This is a genomic window from Ochrobactrum sp. SSR (genome assembly GCF_030067775.1).
In the GTDB taxonomy this organism is placed as follows: Bacteria; Pseudomonadota; Alphaproteobacteria; order Rhizobiales; family Rhizobiaceae; genus Brucella; species Brucella teleogrylli.
Genome location: NZ_CP125970.1, coordinates 890,324 through 906,610, shown reverse-complemented (window position 1 = coordinate 906,610; position 16,287 = coordinate 890,324). Strand labels below are relative to the sequence as shown.

Sequence of the window (16,287 nt, the reverse complement as noted above, 5' to 3'; positions counted from 1 at the left end):
GATGCTGGCGATGCGTCGAAACAGACAGACGGAGCGGAGGGATTTATGTCGACAGAACAACAAAACAGGCATTCACCACGCAATCGTGCGCGACGCCATTTTTTAGGAGTGGCGGGCGCTGCTGCCGCAAAGGCCGCTGCGCTTGGCGCTTTGGCGTCGTCTCTCACAACGCCAGCCCGCGCCTTGGGGACGAAATGGTGGGAGGATGGCGGCGGTGACGGCGGCGGTGGCACCAACTGCCTTTTGAAAGGCACGCTGGTTGAAACAATGAGCGGACCCGTTGCCGTTGAAAAACTGGCCGTTGGCGATCTTGTCGTGACCGCCAATTGCAAGGTGGTGCCGGTGAAATGGGTCGGCTGGCAGCGCTATAGGAAGGGCGGTGCGGAATGGGGCGAGGACGTGATGCCGATCCGCATTGCACGTCACGCGCTCGACCGCATGACGCCGCGACGCGATCTTTATCTGTCGCCCAACCATGCGCTTTTCATCGACGGCGTTTTGATCCGCGCCAAGGATCTCGTCAACGGGCGTTCCATCACGCGTGTCCCGATGGAGCAAGCAATCGACTACTACAATATTCTGCTCGACAGCCATGAAGCGATATTCGCCGAAGGGGCTGCGGTGGAGACCTATCTGCTGCTGGGCGACAGCTATAAGAGCTTCATGAACTTTGCGGAATATCAGGAGCTTTATACCGACGAGCCGAACATCGTGATGCAGCCCTTCGCGCCGATCATGGGCTATGAGGGCGGACGCGAGCATATGCGCGCTTTGTTGTGCCTGAGCGGTGTTCTGCCGATGCGTGACGTGGTGGAGGAAACCTATCAGCGTCTGGCTTTGAGGGCCGGGGAGCAAATAGTGTAAGGGGAGCGGTCTGCAAAAATGCAGGTCGAAGAAAGGCGAGGCGCCAAATGGCGCCTCGCCTTCATTTCATATCCGATCCATCAGCGCATACCATGACAGCGCAAGGAAGAGCAGCGGCGCGCGGAATGTGCGCCCGCCGGGGAAGGCGGGAATGCGCAGTTCTTCGAACAGTCTCAGTTTGTCGCGCTTGCCGGAAATGGTGTCGGCATAAAGCTTGCCCATGAAATTCGCCAGCATCACCCCATGGCCGGAATAACCGCCTGCCGATATGACGCCGGGCATCACTTCGCGGACAAAAGGCTGGCGCGGCATGGTTATGCCGACCGAGCCGCCCCAGGCATGGGTGATCTCGACATTGCCGAGTGCGGGATAGATTTCAGCGATCTGGCGGCGGATATGCGTGCTGATCTCACGCGGATTATCCGCCGTATAGGCTTCGCGACCGCCGAACAACAGTCGCCCATCTTTCGAGCGGCGGAAATAGCGGACCACAAAGCGGGAATCGTCGACGGACTCGCCGCCCGGTATCACCGGGCTGTCGTCGCCCAGCGGCACCGTCGCGCCGATGAAGGAGCGGATCGGCATGACATGCGATGCGCTGGTCGGTTCCAGCGTCCCGCCATAGGCATTGACCGCGATGAAGGCATGTTTCGCAACAATTGTGCCCTTTGTGGTCGCGACTTCCACACGCCCGCTGGACGTGCTTATCCCCGTTGCCCTGGTGTTTTCATAAAGCTGCGCACCCGCCGCTTTCGCCGCCTTGGCCGTGCCGATGAGCAGCTTCAGCGGATGGATGTGGCCGGTGCCCGCATCATAAACGCCCCCGTGATAGCGGCTCGACCCTAACAGTGAGGCGGTTTCATCGCGGGTGACAAAACGCAAATGCGGATAGCTGAAGCGGCTCTGCATCAGTTCCGCATGGCGCTCATATTGCTTGAGATAGCGCGGCTTGTGCACGACGGAGATCTGTCCGGGGACATAGTCCATGTCGATCTGATGTTCGCTCGCAAAGGCGAGCAGATAGGCTTTCGCTTCTTCGGCCACATCGAACAGGGCCTTGGCGCGCTCGAAGCCATATTCGGCTTCAAGATCTTCGGCCCATGTGCGCTGACCGGTGCCGAACTGGCCGCCATTGCGCCCCGACGCGCCATCGCCGAAGCGTTCGGCCTCGATCAGAACCACATCTGCGCCCTGTTTCGCCAGATGATAAGCAGCCGAAAGCCCCGTATAGCCGCCGCCGATGATAACAACATCGGCCTGCCGCGAACCGTCAAGTTCCGGATATTCTGGCCGCTCGGGCACGCTCGCTTCGTACCACGAAAGGCCGGGGGAGATTGGGGACTGGTGGGGCATCGGCGATTCCGCGCTTTAAGGAAGTAGGGGAATAGGGGAGTAAGGGAATAAGGGAATAAGGGAGTGTGTTAGCCGTCCGATAGCTTGCGAATGAGAAGCCTAAGTAATTTTCCAATACTCTCACTCTTCGCCATGATCGGATCGATAGTGTCTTGTTTGATGAATCCCAATCTCTCAGCAATCAGTATATGGGTTTCCACTTCTTTCAACGAACCTTGCGCGATACGCAAAAAGTTCTGGTAGGCGCCACGTGTATCCCGCCCGTAACCTTCCGCTATATTCGCCGGAATTGATACTGCTGCGCGACGCACCTGACTTGTCAGCCCATAGACCTCTTCTTTTGGCCACATCTCCGTCGATTTATAGATTGCCGTTACCAGCTCCATTGCCTGCTGCCACGCAAGAATATCGCGATAAGAATTGATTGCCATATCTATGCCCCCCGCATATTTTCTACTCCCCTACTCCCCTACTCCCCTACTCCCCTACTCCCCTACTCCCCTAACCTACACATTAAGCAACAGGAACTCGCGTTCCCACGGGCTGATGACTTCCATGAAGGTTTCGAACTCGGCGCGCTTGATGGCGGCATAGGTCGTGACGAAGGAACTGCCGATCAGATTGCGCAATTCGTCGTCCTTTTCGAATAGTTCCACGGCGTCGATCAGGCCGCGCGGCAGTTCCACTTCCTTGGTGTTGACGCTGGTGGTGGCGGGCTGTTCCGCCTCGATCTTGTTGACGAGACCGATCAGGCCGCAGGCAAGCGAAGCTGCCAGCGCAAGATAGGGATTGGCGTCGGAGGAGGGGATGCGGTTTTCCACGCGGCGCGCATTGGGGTCTGAGCGCGGCACGCGGAAGGCCGTGGTGCGGTTGTCATAGCCCCATTTAACGTTGACCGGCGCGGAAGCGTCCGGCGTCAGGCGGCGATAGGAATTTACATAGGGCGCGAACATCACCAGAGCATTCGGCACATGGCGCTGCATGCCGCCGATGAAGTGGCGGAAGGCTTCGCTTTCGCTACCGTCTTCGTTGGTGAAAATGTTGCGGCCTGTTTTCTTGTCGACGATCGACTGGTGGATATGCATCGCCGAGCCCGGCTGGCCCTGAATGGGCTTGGCCATGAAGGTGGCATACATGTCGTGCTTGAGCGCCGCCTCGCGGATCGTGCGCTTGAACATGAAAACCTGATCGGCCAGTTCGACAGGATCGCCATGGCGCAGGTTGATTTCCAGCTGACCGGCGCCTTCTTCGTGGATCAGCGTGTCGATCTCCAGACCCTGACCCTCGGAGAAATGGTAGATATCGTCGATCAGTTCGTCGAACTCGTTGACGCCCGCAATCGAATAGCCCTGTCCGCCGCCAATGGCGCGGCCCGAGCGACCGACCGGCGGGGTCAGCGGATAATCCGGGTCGGGGTTTTTGCGCACCAGATAGAATTCGATTTCCGGCGCAACAACCGGCTTCAACCCGCGCTTGTTGTATGCGGCGACGACATTGCGCAGCACGTTGCGCGGGGTGAATTCGACCAAGCGTCCGTCCTGATAGACCAGATCGCAGATTACCTGCGCCGTCGGGTCAGATCCCACGGAACCGCCGACAGGGTGGAGAGGTCGGGCAACAGTCTGAGATCGCCATCGTCTTCGGGATAGTGGAAGCCGTAGCCGTCTTCCGGGTAATCGCCGGAAATCGTCGTCATGAAAACGGCGGACGGCAGGGCCAGCGATGTGTTGGACGTGAACTTCTTGGACGGCATCATCTTGCCGCGCGCAACCCCCGCCTGATCGGGGGTGATGCATTCGATGTCTTCGATATCCCGCCAGGCCAGCCATTCGGTTGCCTGCTTCCAGTTCTTCACCCCACGCAGGGATTTGACATAGGCAGGCGTACGGCGACGCGGCGCACGCGTAACCTTCTTTTCCGTCGTATCAGCAGACATCCATCACCAGAAAATGATTTCGATGGGTGCATGATAGCTGCGTCGGCTGTGGTTGACAAATGGGGCCAGCAGGCTTTTTTGGGAGCCGGAAAACGGGTCTGGCTGGCAGGGTTGTGGTGGTCTTAAAGGCCGAACCGCGCCTTCAATTTCCGAAAATGCTCTTTGATCTCGTCCGCGAGGAGGTCGTCCAGTTCCCGAATGTGACTGAGGGCATGCAAGCCGACCTGCCTGATCTGCTCCATGGTCAGACCGATTGCTTTCAGCGCGGCGAGCCCCTTCAGCAATGCGCCGATTCTCTCGCCCGCAACACTGCCGGCTGCGTTGGCGACCCAGCTGAGCAATCCGCCTTCGGTGCTTCGTGCCATGACATCATTGGCGTTTGCCAATTCCGCCGCGCCCGGGATTTTGTCGAACAGGCGCGCCGCAAGGTCTGGCCTCTCATGTTGCACGACGGAGAACATGATCCCCGCAACGCGTTCGGCGACCGCAGAGTCGATGCCGGTCTTCAATGCGACGCTATCGATGATGGACTGGACGGACATTTTATCCTGCGTGATCCGGGCGGTGTTGAATGCCCAGAATGATCAGGATCGTTGCGGCTTTCTACGGTCAGAAAAGACAGGAGCATGCAGGAGCACCGGACCGCAACTGTTCTGTCCTTGACGCCCGGGTGATGAGGGGCTGATGCGATTGCCGTTACCATTGAGACCAAGCTGCGTGGAGCCTTGGGAACAGGTAATCCGCCGGACCTTCCGCATCCTGGCAATTACCTGCTGACGCGAGAAGCTTGGGCTGATGCCCAAGCTCCATCTGTGAGTTCTTACTTAAATGGGCACCACTTGCCGAAAGGTGTTACGATGCAAATAATGCTCTTGGCCTGGCCGTCCGCGGAAAGCTGGCTCTGAGAATCCTGAAGAGGGCTTGCATAAGATTGCCCAGCAGTAGCAGCCATGGTTGCAAGTGCAAGTGTCGTGTATACAAAATATTTCTTCATAATATAGATCCTAATGTTAATTTTAAAATTAAATGTTAATTAATGCATCTAGAGTTAAGCACAATGTTTTTCGATTTATACATTCCAATAATGAATTATTTTTTTTGCAAGATATTTCATATTCGTTTGAAATTGATCTTATTGGCATGCTTTGTCAAAAAAGCACGGCGTCAATAACGATTGAGTGCGGCCTGAAATTTCTGCGTAAATCTGTGGCGCTGTCTGGAACGCCCGGTGTTCTTCCCTTCGCGAGCGTCAGCATGTCGTCTGACTGATATGGGATAGAATAAAGAAAAATCTGCGGGAGGCGTTGGCGGAGGACGTTCATGCGCTACCCGCAGACAATCGACCTCTTTATAGTCCCGATTTGCGGGGCGAGCATAACTCTCGGCTATCAACGCATATGGGAAGCTTGAGATCTGCGGAATTTGGGTTCGATACTTGCTGCGCTTTTAACGCGTTAGCATTCGCATCTTTAACAAACGAATATTTTTGCCCGAATGCCAGTGCTATAAGCGCCGTCGCCAGAAATATGAGAAGTGAATTCATAGGAATATCCTTATGCTTATTGGGTGCCACTTGCGTTTATGAATACCAGCATTCGAGATGGAGAAATCCCTTCTCGTAGAAGCAAAACAAATCGTTGATAAGGCCGCGCACCGCTTGATCCGGGCGCATATCTGCAGTCATTGCAGCGGCGGCGGAATAGTTTGTTTCGGCAATTAAAGCGCTTGAAACAATTGAAAGAATGAAGATATACTTACGCATATTTTTCTCCTTTTCGCTATATTGCGATTTTATTGAAAACACATAATTTATTTTACTTCGATATCCAATATAGAATTAAATTTATATTCACAATTATTCAAATTTCGATAAATGCTGTATTTATTGAAATAGCGTCTGTCGGCTGCCTGTTTTTCTTTTCCGGTGCAAAAAAATCCCCGGCTGGAGGGGGCAGCCGGGGTGGAGTTCAGGCAAGGAAGGCATGGGGCAGAGAGCCGGTCAAAGCCTTTTGAAGGCGTTGGCCGGGGTGGGATTGCTGCCGCCGCCACCGGCATGAAGAATAGTTATGGTGGCGACGGCGATTGTCAGGATCGTCATCATTTTTCGTGAGTGACGATGACGGGGATCAAGAGATCGCCCCAGTTACCGCCGCCATTCCCGTGTTGCCGAAGGCACACAAAATAAAAGAACATGGTGGCGACGGCGATTGTCAGGATCGTCATCATTTTTCGTGGGTGACGATGACGGGGATCAAGAGATCACCCCAGTTACCGTCGCCACCATGATGCCGGGCGGAGCGGACCAGTTCCACCGAGACGCCTGCCTCGACCGCCTTCATGACGGTGTAGTTGAGGCGATGCAGATCGTTGGCGAGCATGCGGATAACGGTCTGCTGATCCGTGGTCATGCTTGACGATTGTTCTTCTGCTCTTTCCTTGACGCGTGCTGGCGAATTCATGGAACTGTTCCTCCTGTTTTATGGCCGGTGTTACTCAGCAGCCGGTCTGAACTGTGCTGTTTCAGTTGATTCCTTCATGGCGGTGGTCGAAGACTGGCCGCCGGTGATTGCAAGCGACACGGCATCGAAATAGCCGGTGCCGACTTCGCGCTGATGCTTGGTCGCGGTGTAGCCGTTGGCTTCGGCTGCGAATTCCGCCTGTTGCAGTTCGGAATAGGCTGCCATCTGCCGGTCCTTGTAGCCGCGTGCCAGTTCGAACATGCCGAAGTTGAGCTGGTGGAAACCGGCCAGCGTGATGAACTGGAACTTGTAGCCCATCGCGCCCAGCTCGCGCTGGAACTTGGCAATCGTGGCGTCGTCGAGGTTCTTCTTCCAGTTGAACGACGGCGAGCAGTTATAGGCGAGCTTCTTGCCCGGATGCACCTTGTGCACGGCTTCCGCGAAGCGGCGAGCCTGTTCGAGATCCGGCTTGGATGTTTCCATCCAGATCAGATCGCAATAAGGCGCATAGGCAATCGCACGGGCGATACATGGCTCGATGCCGTTCTTCACCTGATAGAAGCCTTCCGCCGTGCGGCCCGCATCGTAATCGACAAAAGGCTTGTCGCGCTCGTCGATGTCCGAGGTCAGAAGCTTGGCAGCTTCCGCATCCGTGCGGGCGATGACCAGCGTGGCCGTGCCCATCACATCTGCCGCAAGGCGCGCCGCGTTGAGGTTACGGATATGCGCTGCCGTCGGGATCAAAACCTTGCCGCCAAGATGGCCGCACTTCTTTTCCGAAGCGAGCTGGTCTTCATAATGCACGCCTGCTGCGCCGGCCTCGATGAAAGCTTTCATGATTTCAAAAGCGTTCAGTGGTCCGCCAAAGCCTGCTTCGGCATCGGCGACGATCGGGGCAAACCAGGTGTCGACCGAAAGTCCCTTGCCTTCGGCGGTTTCGATCTGGTCGGCGCGCTGCAAGGTCTTGTTGATGCGCTTGGCCAGTTCCGGGGCCGCATTGGCCGGGTAGAGAGACTGGTCCGGATACATGGCCGAGGCCGTGTTGGCATCCGCCGCAACCTGCCAGCCGGAGAGGTAGATCGCCTTCAGTCCGGCGCGAACCATCTGCATTGCCTGATTGCCGGAAAGCGCGCCCAGCGCGTTGACGAAATCTTCCTCATGGATCAGCTTCCAGAGGCGGTTCGCGCCCATTTCAGCCAGCGAATACTTGATCTCCACCGAACCGCGCAGCCTTTTTTACATCTTCGGCCGTATGCGCACGTTCGATACCGTCGAAACGACCCTTGGGCGCCGAAGGAATAAGGCTGTAAAAATCTGTCATTTCGGTGTCTCCTCACACTTATCACTGGTTTTTCAAGAGCGGTTGGTCGCTGCTCTTTCTGTGACTGAATTTACATTCGCAGTCGGTGGGACGCTAGAAAAAGCAGCAAATACGCCTGATAATTGAAGTTAAGCTGTCGGAACTTTGACGGACTGGCTCTGTAAATTTGTAAAGATTGTCAAAAGTAGAATTTACGGCTATTTTGTCATGAATTGTAAAAGTCGCCGTTGCGGGTTTGGGAGGACGGAGTTGAGCGAACGCAAGATTTTTGCCGGACCGCGCATCAGGCGTATTCGCAACGAGCGGTCCCTGACGCAGACGGCTATGGCCGAAGCGCTCGGCATTTCACCGTCCTATCTCAACCTGATCGAGCGCAACCAGCGGCCCTTGACGGTGCAGCTGTTGTTGAAGCTCGCCAGTGTTTACAAGCTCGATCTCGATAGTTTGCAGGCAGAAAGCGGCGCGACGATCACCGGACTGAAGGAAGTGTTTTCCGATCCGCTTTTGACCGGCGAATTGCCGGGCGATCAGGAACTGGTGGAGATTGGCGAGGCGGCCCCCAACGCAGCTGTGGGTATAATGAAGCTTTATCGCGCCTATCGCGAACAACAGCAGCGCCTGTCCGATCTCTCGCAATTGCTGTCGCATGAGGGGAGCGCTGCGCAGCTTTCCGCCACGCGCCTGCCGCTGGATGAAGTGCGCGATGTGATGGCGCGACGGCCCAATCATTATCCGCGTATCGAGGAAGAGGCGGAAAGTTTTTTCGCGTTGTTGAAGCCGGATGGCGATCTGTCGGCAGCTTTGAAGGATTGGCTGCGGCGTGAGCATGGCATCACGGTGCGCACATTGCCTGTCGCTACCATGCCCAATTGGCGCAGGCGCTATGACCGCCATTCGCAACGCCTGTTCATTTCGGAGCGTCTGTCGCCTTTCGATCAGTTGCAGGAAATCGCCATGGAGGCGGCGCTGATCCGTATGCAGGTGGTGATCGGCGCAGAGACCGAAGGGCTGAAACTGTCTTCCGGTGAAGCAAAGCGCATCGCCCGGTTCGAGCTGGCGCGCTATGCCGCGCAGGCGCTGATGATGCCCTATCGCCAGTTTCGCGATGCTAGCGTGCGGATGCGCTATGATGTCGATGCGCTGCGCTCGCGATTTGGCGTTTCGTTCCAGCAGGCGGCGAGCCGGCTGACGACCTTGCAGCGGCAGGGGGCGAGCGCGCTGCCCTTCTTCGTGATGGAAATCGACCATGCCGGCAATCGGCTGCGCGTTGCAGGCGCCGAGGGGTTTCCGGCGCGGTTTGGCGGCCAGTGCCCCAAACTGCCGGTCTATGCGGCTTTTGCGCAGGCGGGGCAGGTGCTGGTCGAACCGGCGGAACTGCCAGACGGGACGGCATTCCTGACCATTGCCCGTACGCTCGAAGGGCCGCAAGGCGCATTTAATGAGCGCCCGCGCCGCACCGCGATCCTGCTTGGCTGCGCGCTCGATGCGGGGGAGGAAACCGTTTACGGCGGAGCTATCGCCAAGGCTGGCAATACAGGGATCGGCCCCGCCTGCCGTTTGTGCGAGCGGCAAGGCTGCGTGACCCGCGCCGAGCCGCCGCTGACGCGTCCGCTGGGGCTGGACGAGATGGTGGCGGGGCTTTCGGCATTCGACTTTCAGTGACCATAAAAACACGAGTGCATTTTTTATGTTCGTGATGGCCGCAGGCGGTTGACGAAACCGGTGCAATCTAAAAAAGTGCAATCAAGGAATAGTATATCCAAACCTGTACCTGCACCGGAAATGAGCGTGTAGAATGGAGCAAAAAATGGGGATCAAATCCTTCCTTCTGGCCACAACCGTCGTGACGAGCGTTGTCGCCGCCGCCACATTCTCCGCCAGCGCGCAGGAGCGGGTGGTCAATATCTATAACTGGTCGGATTATATCGACGATTCCATCCTGAAGGATTTCACCAAGGAAACCGGGATCAAGGTCGTCTACGACGTCTATGATTCCAACGAAATCCTCGAAACCAAGCTTCTGGCTGGTGGCAGCGGTTACGATCTCGTTGTCCCGTCGGGCGAATTCCTGGGTCGTCAGATTCCAGCTGGCGTGTTCCTGAAGCTCGACAAGGACAAGCTGCCGAACCTCAAGAACATGTGGGATGAAATCTCCACCCGCGCTGCCACCTACGATCCGGGCAACGAATACTCGGTCAATTATATGTGGGGCACGACCGGCATCGGCTACAACAAGGCCAAGATCAAGGAAGCGCTCGGCACGGATACCATCGATTCTTGGGATGTGCTGTTTGACCCCGAAAAGTCGGCCAAGCTGAAGGATTGCGGCATTTATCTGCTGGATTCCGCCAGCGAAATGCTGCGTCCGGCCCTGAATTATCTCGGTCTCGATCCGAATTCGCCGTCGCCGGACGATCTGCAGAAGGCGCAGGACCTTTATCTGAAGATCCGTCCGAATATCCGCAAGTTCCATTCGTCGGAATATATCAATGCGCTGGCCAATGGCGATATCTGCATGGCGATTGGCTATTCGGGCGATATTTTCCAGGCGCGTGACCGCGCCGAGAAGGCCAATCAGGGCGTCGAGATCGGTTACTCGATCCCGAAGGAAGGCGCTTTGATGTGGTTCGACCAGATGGCGATCCCGGCTGACGCCAAGCACGTGCCGGAAGCGCTGGAATTCATGAATTACATCATGCGTCCGGAAGTGGCGGCCAAGGCTTCGAACTATGTGTTTTACGCCAACGGCAACAAGGCGTCGCAGGAATTCATCGACAAGGAAATCCTTGAAGATCCGGCGATTTATCCGACGGACGACGTCATGAAGAAGCTGTTCGTGCCGACGCCTTACGACACCAAGACCCAGCGCGTCGTTACCCGTGCCTGGACCAAGATCGTCACAGGCCAGTAATAATCGAACGCTAGAGCATTTCCAGCAAAAGTGCGTAGCGGTTTTGCGTAGGATAATGCGTAAAAATAAATAGATAGAGCGGTTGCCCGATTCCGTTTTAACCGGAGCCGCTCTAAGTCGGGGTGTGATCCCGGAATGCCCTTGGGCATGACATTGTGAAGAGCGGCTCACTGTTGGACAGAGAGCCGCTCTACGTCTTGTAAAACCTGACGAAACATCGGGCACGGCTAGATCGATAGGGGAACGGAATGGAATCTTTTGGCAGCTTTCGCCGCAAATTTGCACCCTGGAACGATCCGGCGGCCAAGCCCTATATTTCTTTCGCGAATGTGACAAAAATCTTCGGCGATTTCACTGCCGTCGATGATCTGTCGCTGAATGTTTTCAATCGCGAATTCTTTGCGCTGTTGGGTGCTTCCGGCTGCGGCAAGACCACGCTGATGCGCATGCTGGCAGGCTTTGAGGAGCCGACATCGGGTCGCATCACGCTGGACGGTCAGGACATGCGCGGCATTCCGCCTTATAAACGCCCGGTCAACATGATGTTCCAGTCCTATGCGCTGTTTCCGCATATGACGGTGGAGAACAATATCGCCTTCGGCCTCAAGCAGGACGGCATGGCGAAATCTGAAATCGATGCGCGCGTTGCCGAAATGCTCAAGCTGGTGAAGCTGGAGCAATATGGCAAGCGCAAGCCGCATCAACTGTCGGGCGGCCAGCGCCAGCGCGTCGCGCTCGCCCGCTCCGTCGCCAAGCGCCCCAAGGTGCTGCTGCTCGACGAGCCGCTTGGCGCGCTCGACAAGAAGCTGCGCGAGGAAACCCAGTTCGAACTGATGGATTTGCAGGTCAAGCTCGGCATGACCTTCATGGTCGTGACCCACGATCAGGAAGAAGCCATGACCATGTCCGACCGTATCGCGGTCATGGACAAGGGCCGCATCAAGCAGGTGGCGACGCCAGCGGAAGTCTATGAAGCGCCGCGTTCCAAATTCGTGGCCGACTTCATCGGCAATGTGAATATCATCGAAGGTGAAGTCGTGAAGGCCGCCAATGGCGAGGCGGAAATCGCCACCGAAAAATTCGGCTTCCATATCCAGACCGAAACCCGCGAGGAGCTCAATCCCGGCCAGAAGGTCTGGTATGCGGTGCGCCCGGAAAAGACCCGCATCTCGCGCAGCAAGCCGGAAGAGGCTGCGGTCAACGCCGTCGAGGGCGAGCTTTGGGATATCGCCTATTTCGGCGACATGACGGTTTTCCACGTCCGCCTCGACAATGGCCGCACCATCAAGGCCGCGAGCCTCAACGCGGTCCGCAAGACGGAAAATCCGCTGACCTATGACGAGCGCGTCTGGGTCTCTTTCGATACCGATGCCGGTCTGGTGCTGACCGCCTGAGGAGGGCAAGACCATGCAGAAGCTGATCGCTTCCATTGCCAGCCGCCTCGTCATCACGGTGCCCTATTTCTGGCTGCTGGTTTTCTTTCTCGTCCCGTTCTTCATCGTCTTTAAGATTTCCCTGTCGGAAGTCGCGATGGCGATCCCGGCCTATATGCCGACTTTCGATCTGACGCAGGGCTTTGCGGCGAACTGGGAGAAGATCAAGCAACTCTCCTTCGATAACTATTTCTGGCTGCTCGACGATCCGCTTTACTACAAGGCCTATCTGTCGAGCGTCCGCATCGCAGCCATTTCGACCTTCCTCACGCTGCTTTTGGCCTATCCGATGGCCTATGGCATTGCGCGCGCGCCGACGACGATCCGCCCGACGTTGCTGATGCTGGTGATCCTGCCGTTCTGGACCTCGTTCCTGATCCGCGTCTATGCGTGGATCGGGATTCTGAAGCCGGAAGGTTTGCTGAACCAGTTCCTGACGTGGCTCAACGTGATCGATACGCCGCTCAACATTTTGAACACAGATACGGCGGTCTTTATCGGCATCGTCTATTCCTATCTGCCCTTCATGGTGCTGCCGATCTATTCGTCACTCGAAAAGATGGATTATTCGCTGATCGAAGCGGCGCAGGACCTGGGCTGCACGCCGTTTGCCGCCTTCTGGAAAATCACTTTTCCGCTGTCGCTGGCCGGTGTTCTGGCGGGCTGCTTCCTTGTCTTCATCCCGGCTGTCGGCGAGTTCGTGATCCCCGATCTTCTGGGCGGATCGCAGACCTTGATGATCGGCAAGACGATCTGGAGCGAGTTCTTCTCCAATCGCGACTGGCCAGTGTCGTCCGCTGTGGCGGTGGTATTGTTGATCCTGCTGATCGTGCCGATTGTGATCTTCCAGCAGGTGCAGGCGCGCCAGCAGGAAAAGGGGAAATAAGCGATGAACAACAACTGGTCCCGTTTCAATATCGCATCGGTGGTTGTCGGCTTCGCCTTCCTCTATCTGCCCATCGTGCTGCTGGTCATCTATTCCTTCAACGGATCCCGGCTGGTGACCGTCTGGGCAGGCTTCTCGACCAAGTGGTATGGGGAACTGTTCCGCAATCAGGCGCTGATGGATGCGGCATGGGTGACGATCCGCGTCGCCTTCCTGTCGGCAACGATTGCAACCGTGCTGGGCACGCTCGCGGCACTGGCGCTGACGCGCTATACCCGCTTTCGCGGTCGCATCCTGTTTTCCGGCATGGTCTATGCGCCGCTGGTCATGCCAGATGTCATCACTGGTCTGTCGCTTCTGCTGCTTTTCGTGGCGATGAATTTCGACCGCGGTTTCTGGACGGTCACGCTGGCGCATATCACATTTGCCATGTGTTTCGTCGCCGTCGTGGTGCAGTCGCGTCTGGTGAGCTTTGACCGTTCGCTGGAGGAAGCGGCGATGGATCTTGGTGCGCCGCCAGTTACAACCTTCATGAAGGTCACCCTGCCGGTGATCCTGCCTGCCGTGGTGTCCGGCTGGATGCTGGCTTTCACCCTGTCGCTCGACGATCTGGTGATCGCGAGCTTCACGTCAGGGCCGGGCGCAACCACCCTGCCGATGAAGATTTACAGCCAGGTGCGCCTTGGCGTGACCCCGGAAATCAACGCGATCTGCACCATCCTGATTGGGCTGGTGACCACAGGTGTCATCGTCGCATCCATCGTCAACAAGCGCCGCGAAGTGCAGCGCCGCCGCGATGAGCAGGCGGCATTCCGTATGTCTTAAACAGGGGGGAAGGGGCTTTATTGCCCCGATCCGCCCGATCCCGCCGATCCCATTGAGGACGGGGAAATGAAAGGCCGGTCCCAGGAACCGCCGACAAAGAAATGCAGCGGCGGCTTGGCGGGCGTGGCGTTTTCAGCTGGCGCGGGCGCTGGCTGGCCTTCCGTTCCTGCCTGCGGTTGCTGTTGCGGCGTTTCCGGCTGGCTGTTGGGGAAGATGACTTCGCCGCTCAGCGCAAGACTGCGATCCACGAAAGGCACGATGCCCGCCAGATTGAGCGTGCCATCCGATGTGTCGAGGCGCGCGCTTTCCAGCGATGCCACGCCTTCGGAAAGATTGGCCTTGAGGTCGAGCCGGTTGAAGGCCAGCGCAACATTATCTTTCCGTTCCAGCGCGAAGAAGCGCTCGCTCTCAGCCTTGGTCAGAAAATCCTGAACGGCAAATCCCTGCATCTGACCGTTGTTCAACTGCACGGATACATTGCCCTGCGCGCCGGAAAGCAGGCTGGACCAGCGATTGACCGGCCCCTTCATGAACAGCGAAACATTGCCCTTGCCGCTGATGAACGGCTTTTCGAAACCAAGCGCGGTGAGAAACTGTGTGCTTTCAATATCGCTGGCGTTGAACCGCAATTCGCCCGTGGCGCTCTTGAGATCGCGCACGATCTGCACATTCGTCTGCAAGGTGCCATTGAACGCTTTGGCGTCGCCAATGTCGAAAATTGCGCGGCCACCGCGAATCTGGATCGCCGCCGCAACACCCGTCAGCGCCACAGGGCCTGCCGTAGCATTCTGGGCGGAAAGGCGCAGGTCGAATTCGGAGCGGTCGAAGAAGCTGGTATTGATGGTGTCGACATTGCCGCGATCATTCGGCGCGCGCGCGGTTGTATCCGGCAAGGGCACGAAAGCGGCAAAAAGGCTGCGCAGGTCCAGCTTGTCGAAGGCGAGTGTGCCCGTGACGGCGGGCTGTTCCTGTTCGAGGCCGATCTCGATCACGCCTTTGGCGAGGCTGTCACCGGCGGTCATGTTCACATCGGCAAATTTCCAGCGCTTTGGCGTGGCGGTGATGGTGGATTCCAGCGAGAAAGCCCCGACTTCCGAGCTGCCGGCAATCGGCGGCAGGCTCAGCCACCGCACCGCGCCGCTCAAGGACGGCGTCTTGGCGCTGAGGTCCCCTTCGAAGAAGCGGTCTTCCGAAATATTGGCCTTGCCCTGAAAGGTCAGGCTCAGCGGATTGGCCGTGAGGCTCGCCGTTACGTCGGACGTGCCGCCTGCCAGAAGCGGCAAAGCCTGCGCTGCCGTGATGCTGAATTGCGATTCTTCGTTGCGCCATTTGCCGCTGCCGCGCAAGGTCGCTGCGCTCGACGTCTGGGGCCATTCCAGCGTCATGTTCACATTGGTCAGCTGTTCGTCTTTCGCGGTGTCTGCGCCGTTTTCGGCACGCGGAAACGAAACCGTGCCATCGCGCACCACCACACGGCCAAAAGGCTGCGATGCCTGTTCGGTGGCCTGCGTGTCGTTGTTCGTGCCGCGCTGTTGCAAGGCGCGCTGGGCGCGGATGGCCGTGCCAAGCCGACCGTTGGAATTGGCAATGGCATCGAGCAAGGCAGGGAAATTGGAAACCGGCCCATCAAGATTGACATGCGGGCGCACGATCTGCGTTTCCGAAAAGGAGATATGCCCCATGATCGCATCGAGCGGCGACAGTTCCACATCGATGCGGGCAGCGCTCATGAAGGGTTTCTGGCCCTGATCCGTCATCTTGCTCAAGGTGACGCCGTTCAGCGAAGCGCGCAGCATGGGGAACACTTTGAGGCGCGGGGCTTCGCGCAATTCGACACTATAGCCGGTCCAGGCGCTTATTTCCTGCGCCACACGCACGCGGATTGCGTCGGTCGAGACGATGAAAGGCACCACGGCCAGCAAGGTCGCTGCTGCCGCGGCACAAAGAATGACGAGCGCGATGACAAGGCGTGCGAATTTAGGCCAGCGCATCAACCATCCGATCCCTAATTCCCCTTACTATCGTTTAAACGAGCGAAATCACAAAGCAAAGCCGCCTTCGCAGATTCGGTTTAGAACGGTTCTTCCTTCAAGGGAATCGCTCAAATTGTTTTCGCGCAGTTCCTGACGCAAAAGCGTGTCACAATTTTGCTGACAACGCGCTATGGTTAATCAATTGTGTGCGGAAATTTAACCCTGATTTTACAGTGGCTACCAATGCGTAAATTTGGAACGATGAAATTAAGACCGCATTAACTGGCATCGTGTGAAAAAGCATTAACACAACGGGTGATGATCGA

At 57.1% G+C, this 16,287-nt stretch carries 12 protein-coding genes and 2 pseudogenes; 6 read left to right on the top strand and 8 right to left on the bottom strand.

Annotated features, from left to right (window positions below):
- The first annotated feature begins 45 nt into the window (after positions 1 to 45).
- Positions 46 to 864 (top strand): Hint domain-containing protein, encoded by an 819-nt coding sequence (locus tag QLQ11_RS15735; RefSeq protein ID WP_109367953.1) that lies wholly within the window; start codon positions 46 to 48, stop codon positions 862 to 864.
- Positions 865 to 930: 66 nt separating this feature from the next.
- Here QLQ11_RS15735 and QLQ11_RS15730 read toward each other — a convergent pair whose 3' ends face one another.
- From QLQ11_RS15730 to aceA, 7 genes and pseudogenes are all read right to left on the bottom strand, one after another.
- Positions 931 to 2,217, bottom strand: coding sequence for an FAD-binding oxidoreductase (locus QLQ11_RS15730; RefSeq protein WP_109367038.1), 1,287 nt, complete (start codon positions 2,215 to 2,217; stop codon positions 931 to 933).
- A gap of 68 nt (positions 2,218 to 2,285) precedes the next feature.
- On the bottom strand, positions 2,286 to 2,648 hold the full coding sequence (locus QLQ11_RS15725) for a four helix bundle protein (RefSeq protein WP_109367039.1): 363 nt from the start codon (positions 2,646 to 2,648) through the stop codon (positions 2,286 to 2,288).
- A gap of 75 nt (positions 2,649 to 2,723) precedes the next feature.
- Positions 2,724 to 4,153 (bottom strand): annotated as a pseudogene (locus QLQ11_RS15720) (glutamine synthetase family protein).
- Positions 4,154 to 4,275: 122 nt separating this feature from the next.
- Positions 4,276 to 4,695, bottom strand: coding sequence for a hypothetical protein (locus tag QLQ11_RS15715; RefSeq protein ID WP_109367041.1), 420 nt, complete (start codon positions 4,693 to 4,695; stop codon positions 4,276 to 4,278).
- A 1,037-nt stretch (positions 4,696 to 5,732) separates the two neighbouring features.
- Entirely contained in the window at positions 5,733 to 5,915 is a 183-nt protein-coding gene (locus tag QLQ11_RS15710; protein ID WP_109367042.1) for a hypothetical protein, read from the bottom strand.
- Between the two features lie 460 nt (positions 5,916 to 6,375).
- Positions 6,376 to 6,612 (bottom strand): hypothetical protein, encoded by a 237-nt coding sequence (locus tag QLQ11_RS15705; protein WP_006473055.1) that lies wholly within the window; start codon positions 6,610 to 6,612, stop codon positions 6,376 to 6,378.
- Between the two features lie 30 nt (positions 6,613 to 6,642).
- Positions 6,643 to 7,933, bottom strand: a pseudogene (aceA, locus tag QLQ11_RS15700) (isocitrate lyase).
- 249 nt (positions 7,934 to 8,182) lie between these two features.
- On the opposite strand from aceA, the gene QLQ11_RS15695 reads away from it, so the two are divergent.
- The 5 genes from QLQ11_RS15695 (at position 8,183) to QLQ11_RS15675 (ending at position 13,988) form a co-directional block, all read left to right on the top strand.
- Positions 8,183 to 9,595, top strand: coding sequence for a short-chain fatty acyl-CoA regulator family protein (locus QLQ11_RS15695; RefSeq protein WP_109367044.1), 1,413 nt, complete (start codon positions 8,183 to 8,185; stop codon positions 9,593 to 9,595).
- A 145-nt stretch (positions 9,596 to 9,740) separates the two neighbouring features.
- The gene (locus QLQ11_RS15690) at positions 9,741 to 10,844 is read left to right on the top strand and encodes a polyamine ABC transporter substrate-binding protein (RefSeq protein WP_109367045.1); all 1,104 of its coding nucleotides are present in this window, start codon (positions 9,741 to 9,743) and stop codon (positions 10,842 to 10,844) included.
- A gap of 248 nt (positions 10,845 to 11,092) precedes the next feature.
- Entirely contained in the window at positions 11,093 to 12,238 is a 1,146-nt protein-coding gene (locus QLQ11_RS15685; protein ID WP_371835966.1) for an ABC transporter ATP-binding protein, read from the top strand.
- 13 nt (positions 12,239 to 12,251) lie between these two features.
- Positions 12,252 to 13,163 (top strand): ABC transporter permease subunit, encoded by a 912-nt coding sequence (locus QLQ11_RS15680; RefSeq protein WP_283736211.1) that lies wholly within the window; start codon positions 12,252 to 12,254, stop codon positions 13,161 to 13,163.
- A gap of 3 nt (positions 13,164 to 13,166) precedes the next feature.
- Positions 13,167 to 13,988: an ABC transporter permease gene (locus QLQ11_RS15675; protein WP_371835965.1), complete on the top strand. Its 822-nt coding sequence runs from the start codon at positions 13,167 to 13,169 to the stop codon at positions 13,986 to 13,988.
- Positions 13,989 to 14,005: 17 nt separating this feature from the next.
- Here the strand turns inward: QLQ11_RS15675 and QLQ11_RS15670 are convergent, their stop codons facing one another.
- Positions 14,006 to 15,979, bottom strand: coding sequence for an AsmA family protein (locus QLQ11_RS15670; protein WP_109367049.1), 1,974 nt, complete (start codon positions 15,977 to 15,979; stop codon positions 14,006 to 14,008).
- Positions 15,980 to 16,287 lie beyond the last annotated feature (308 nt).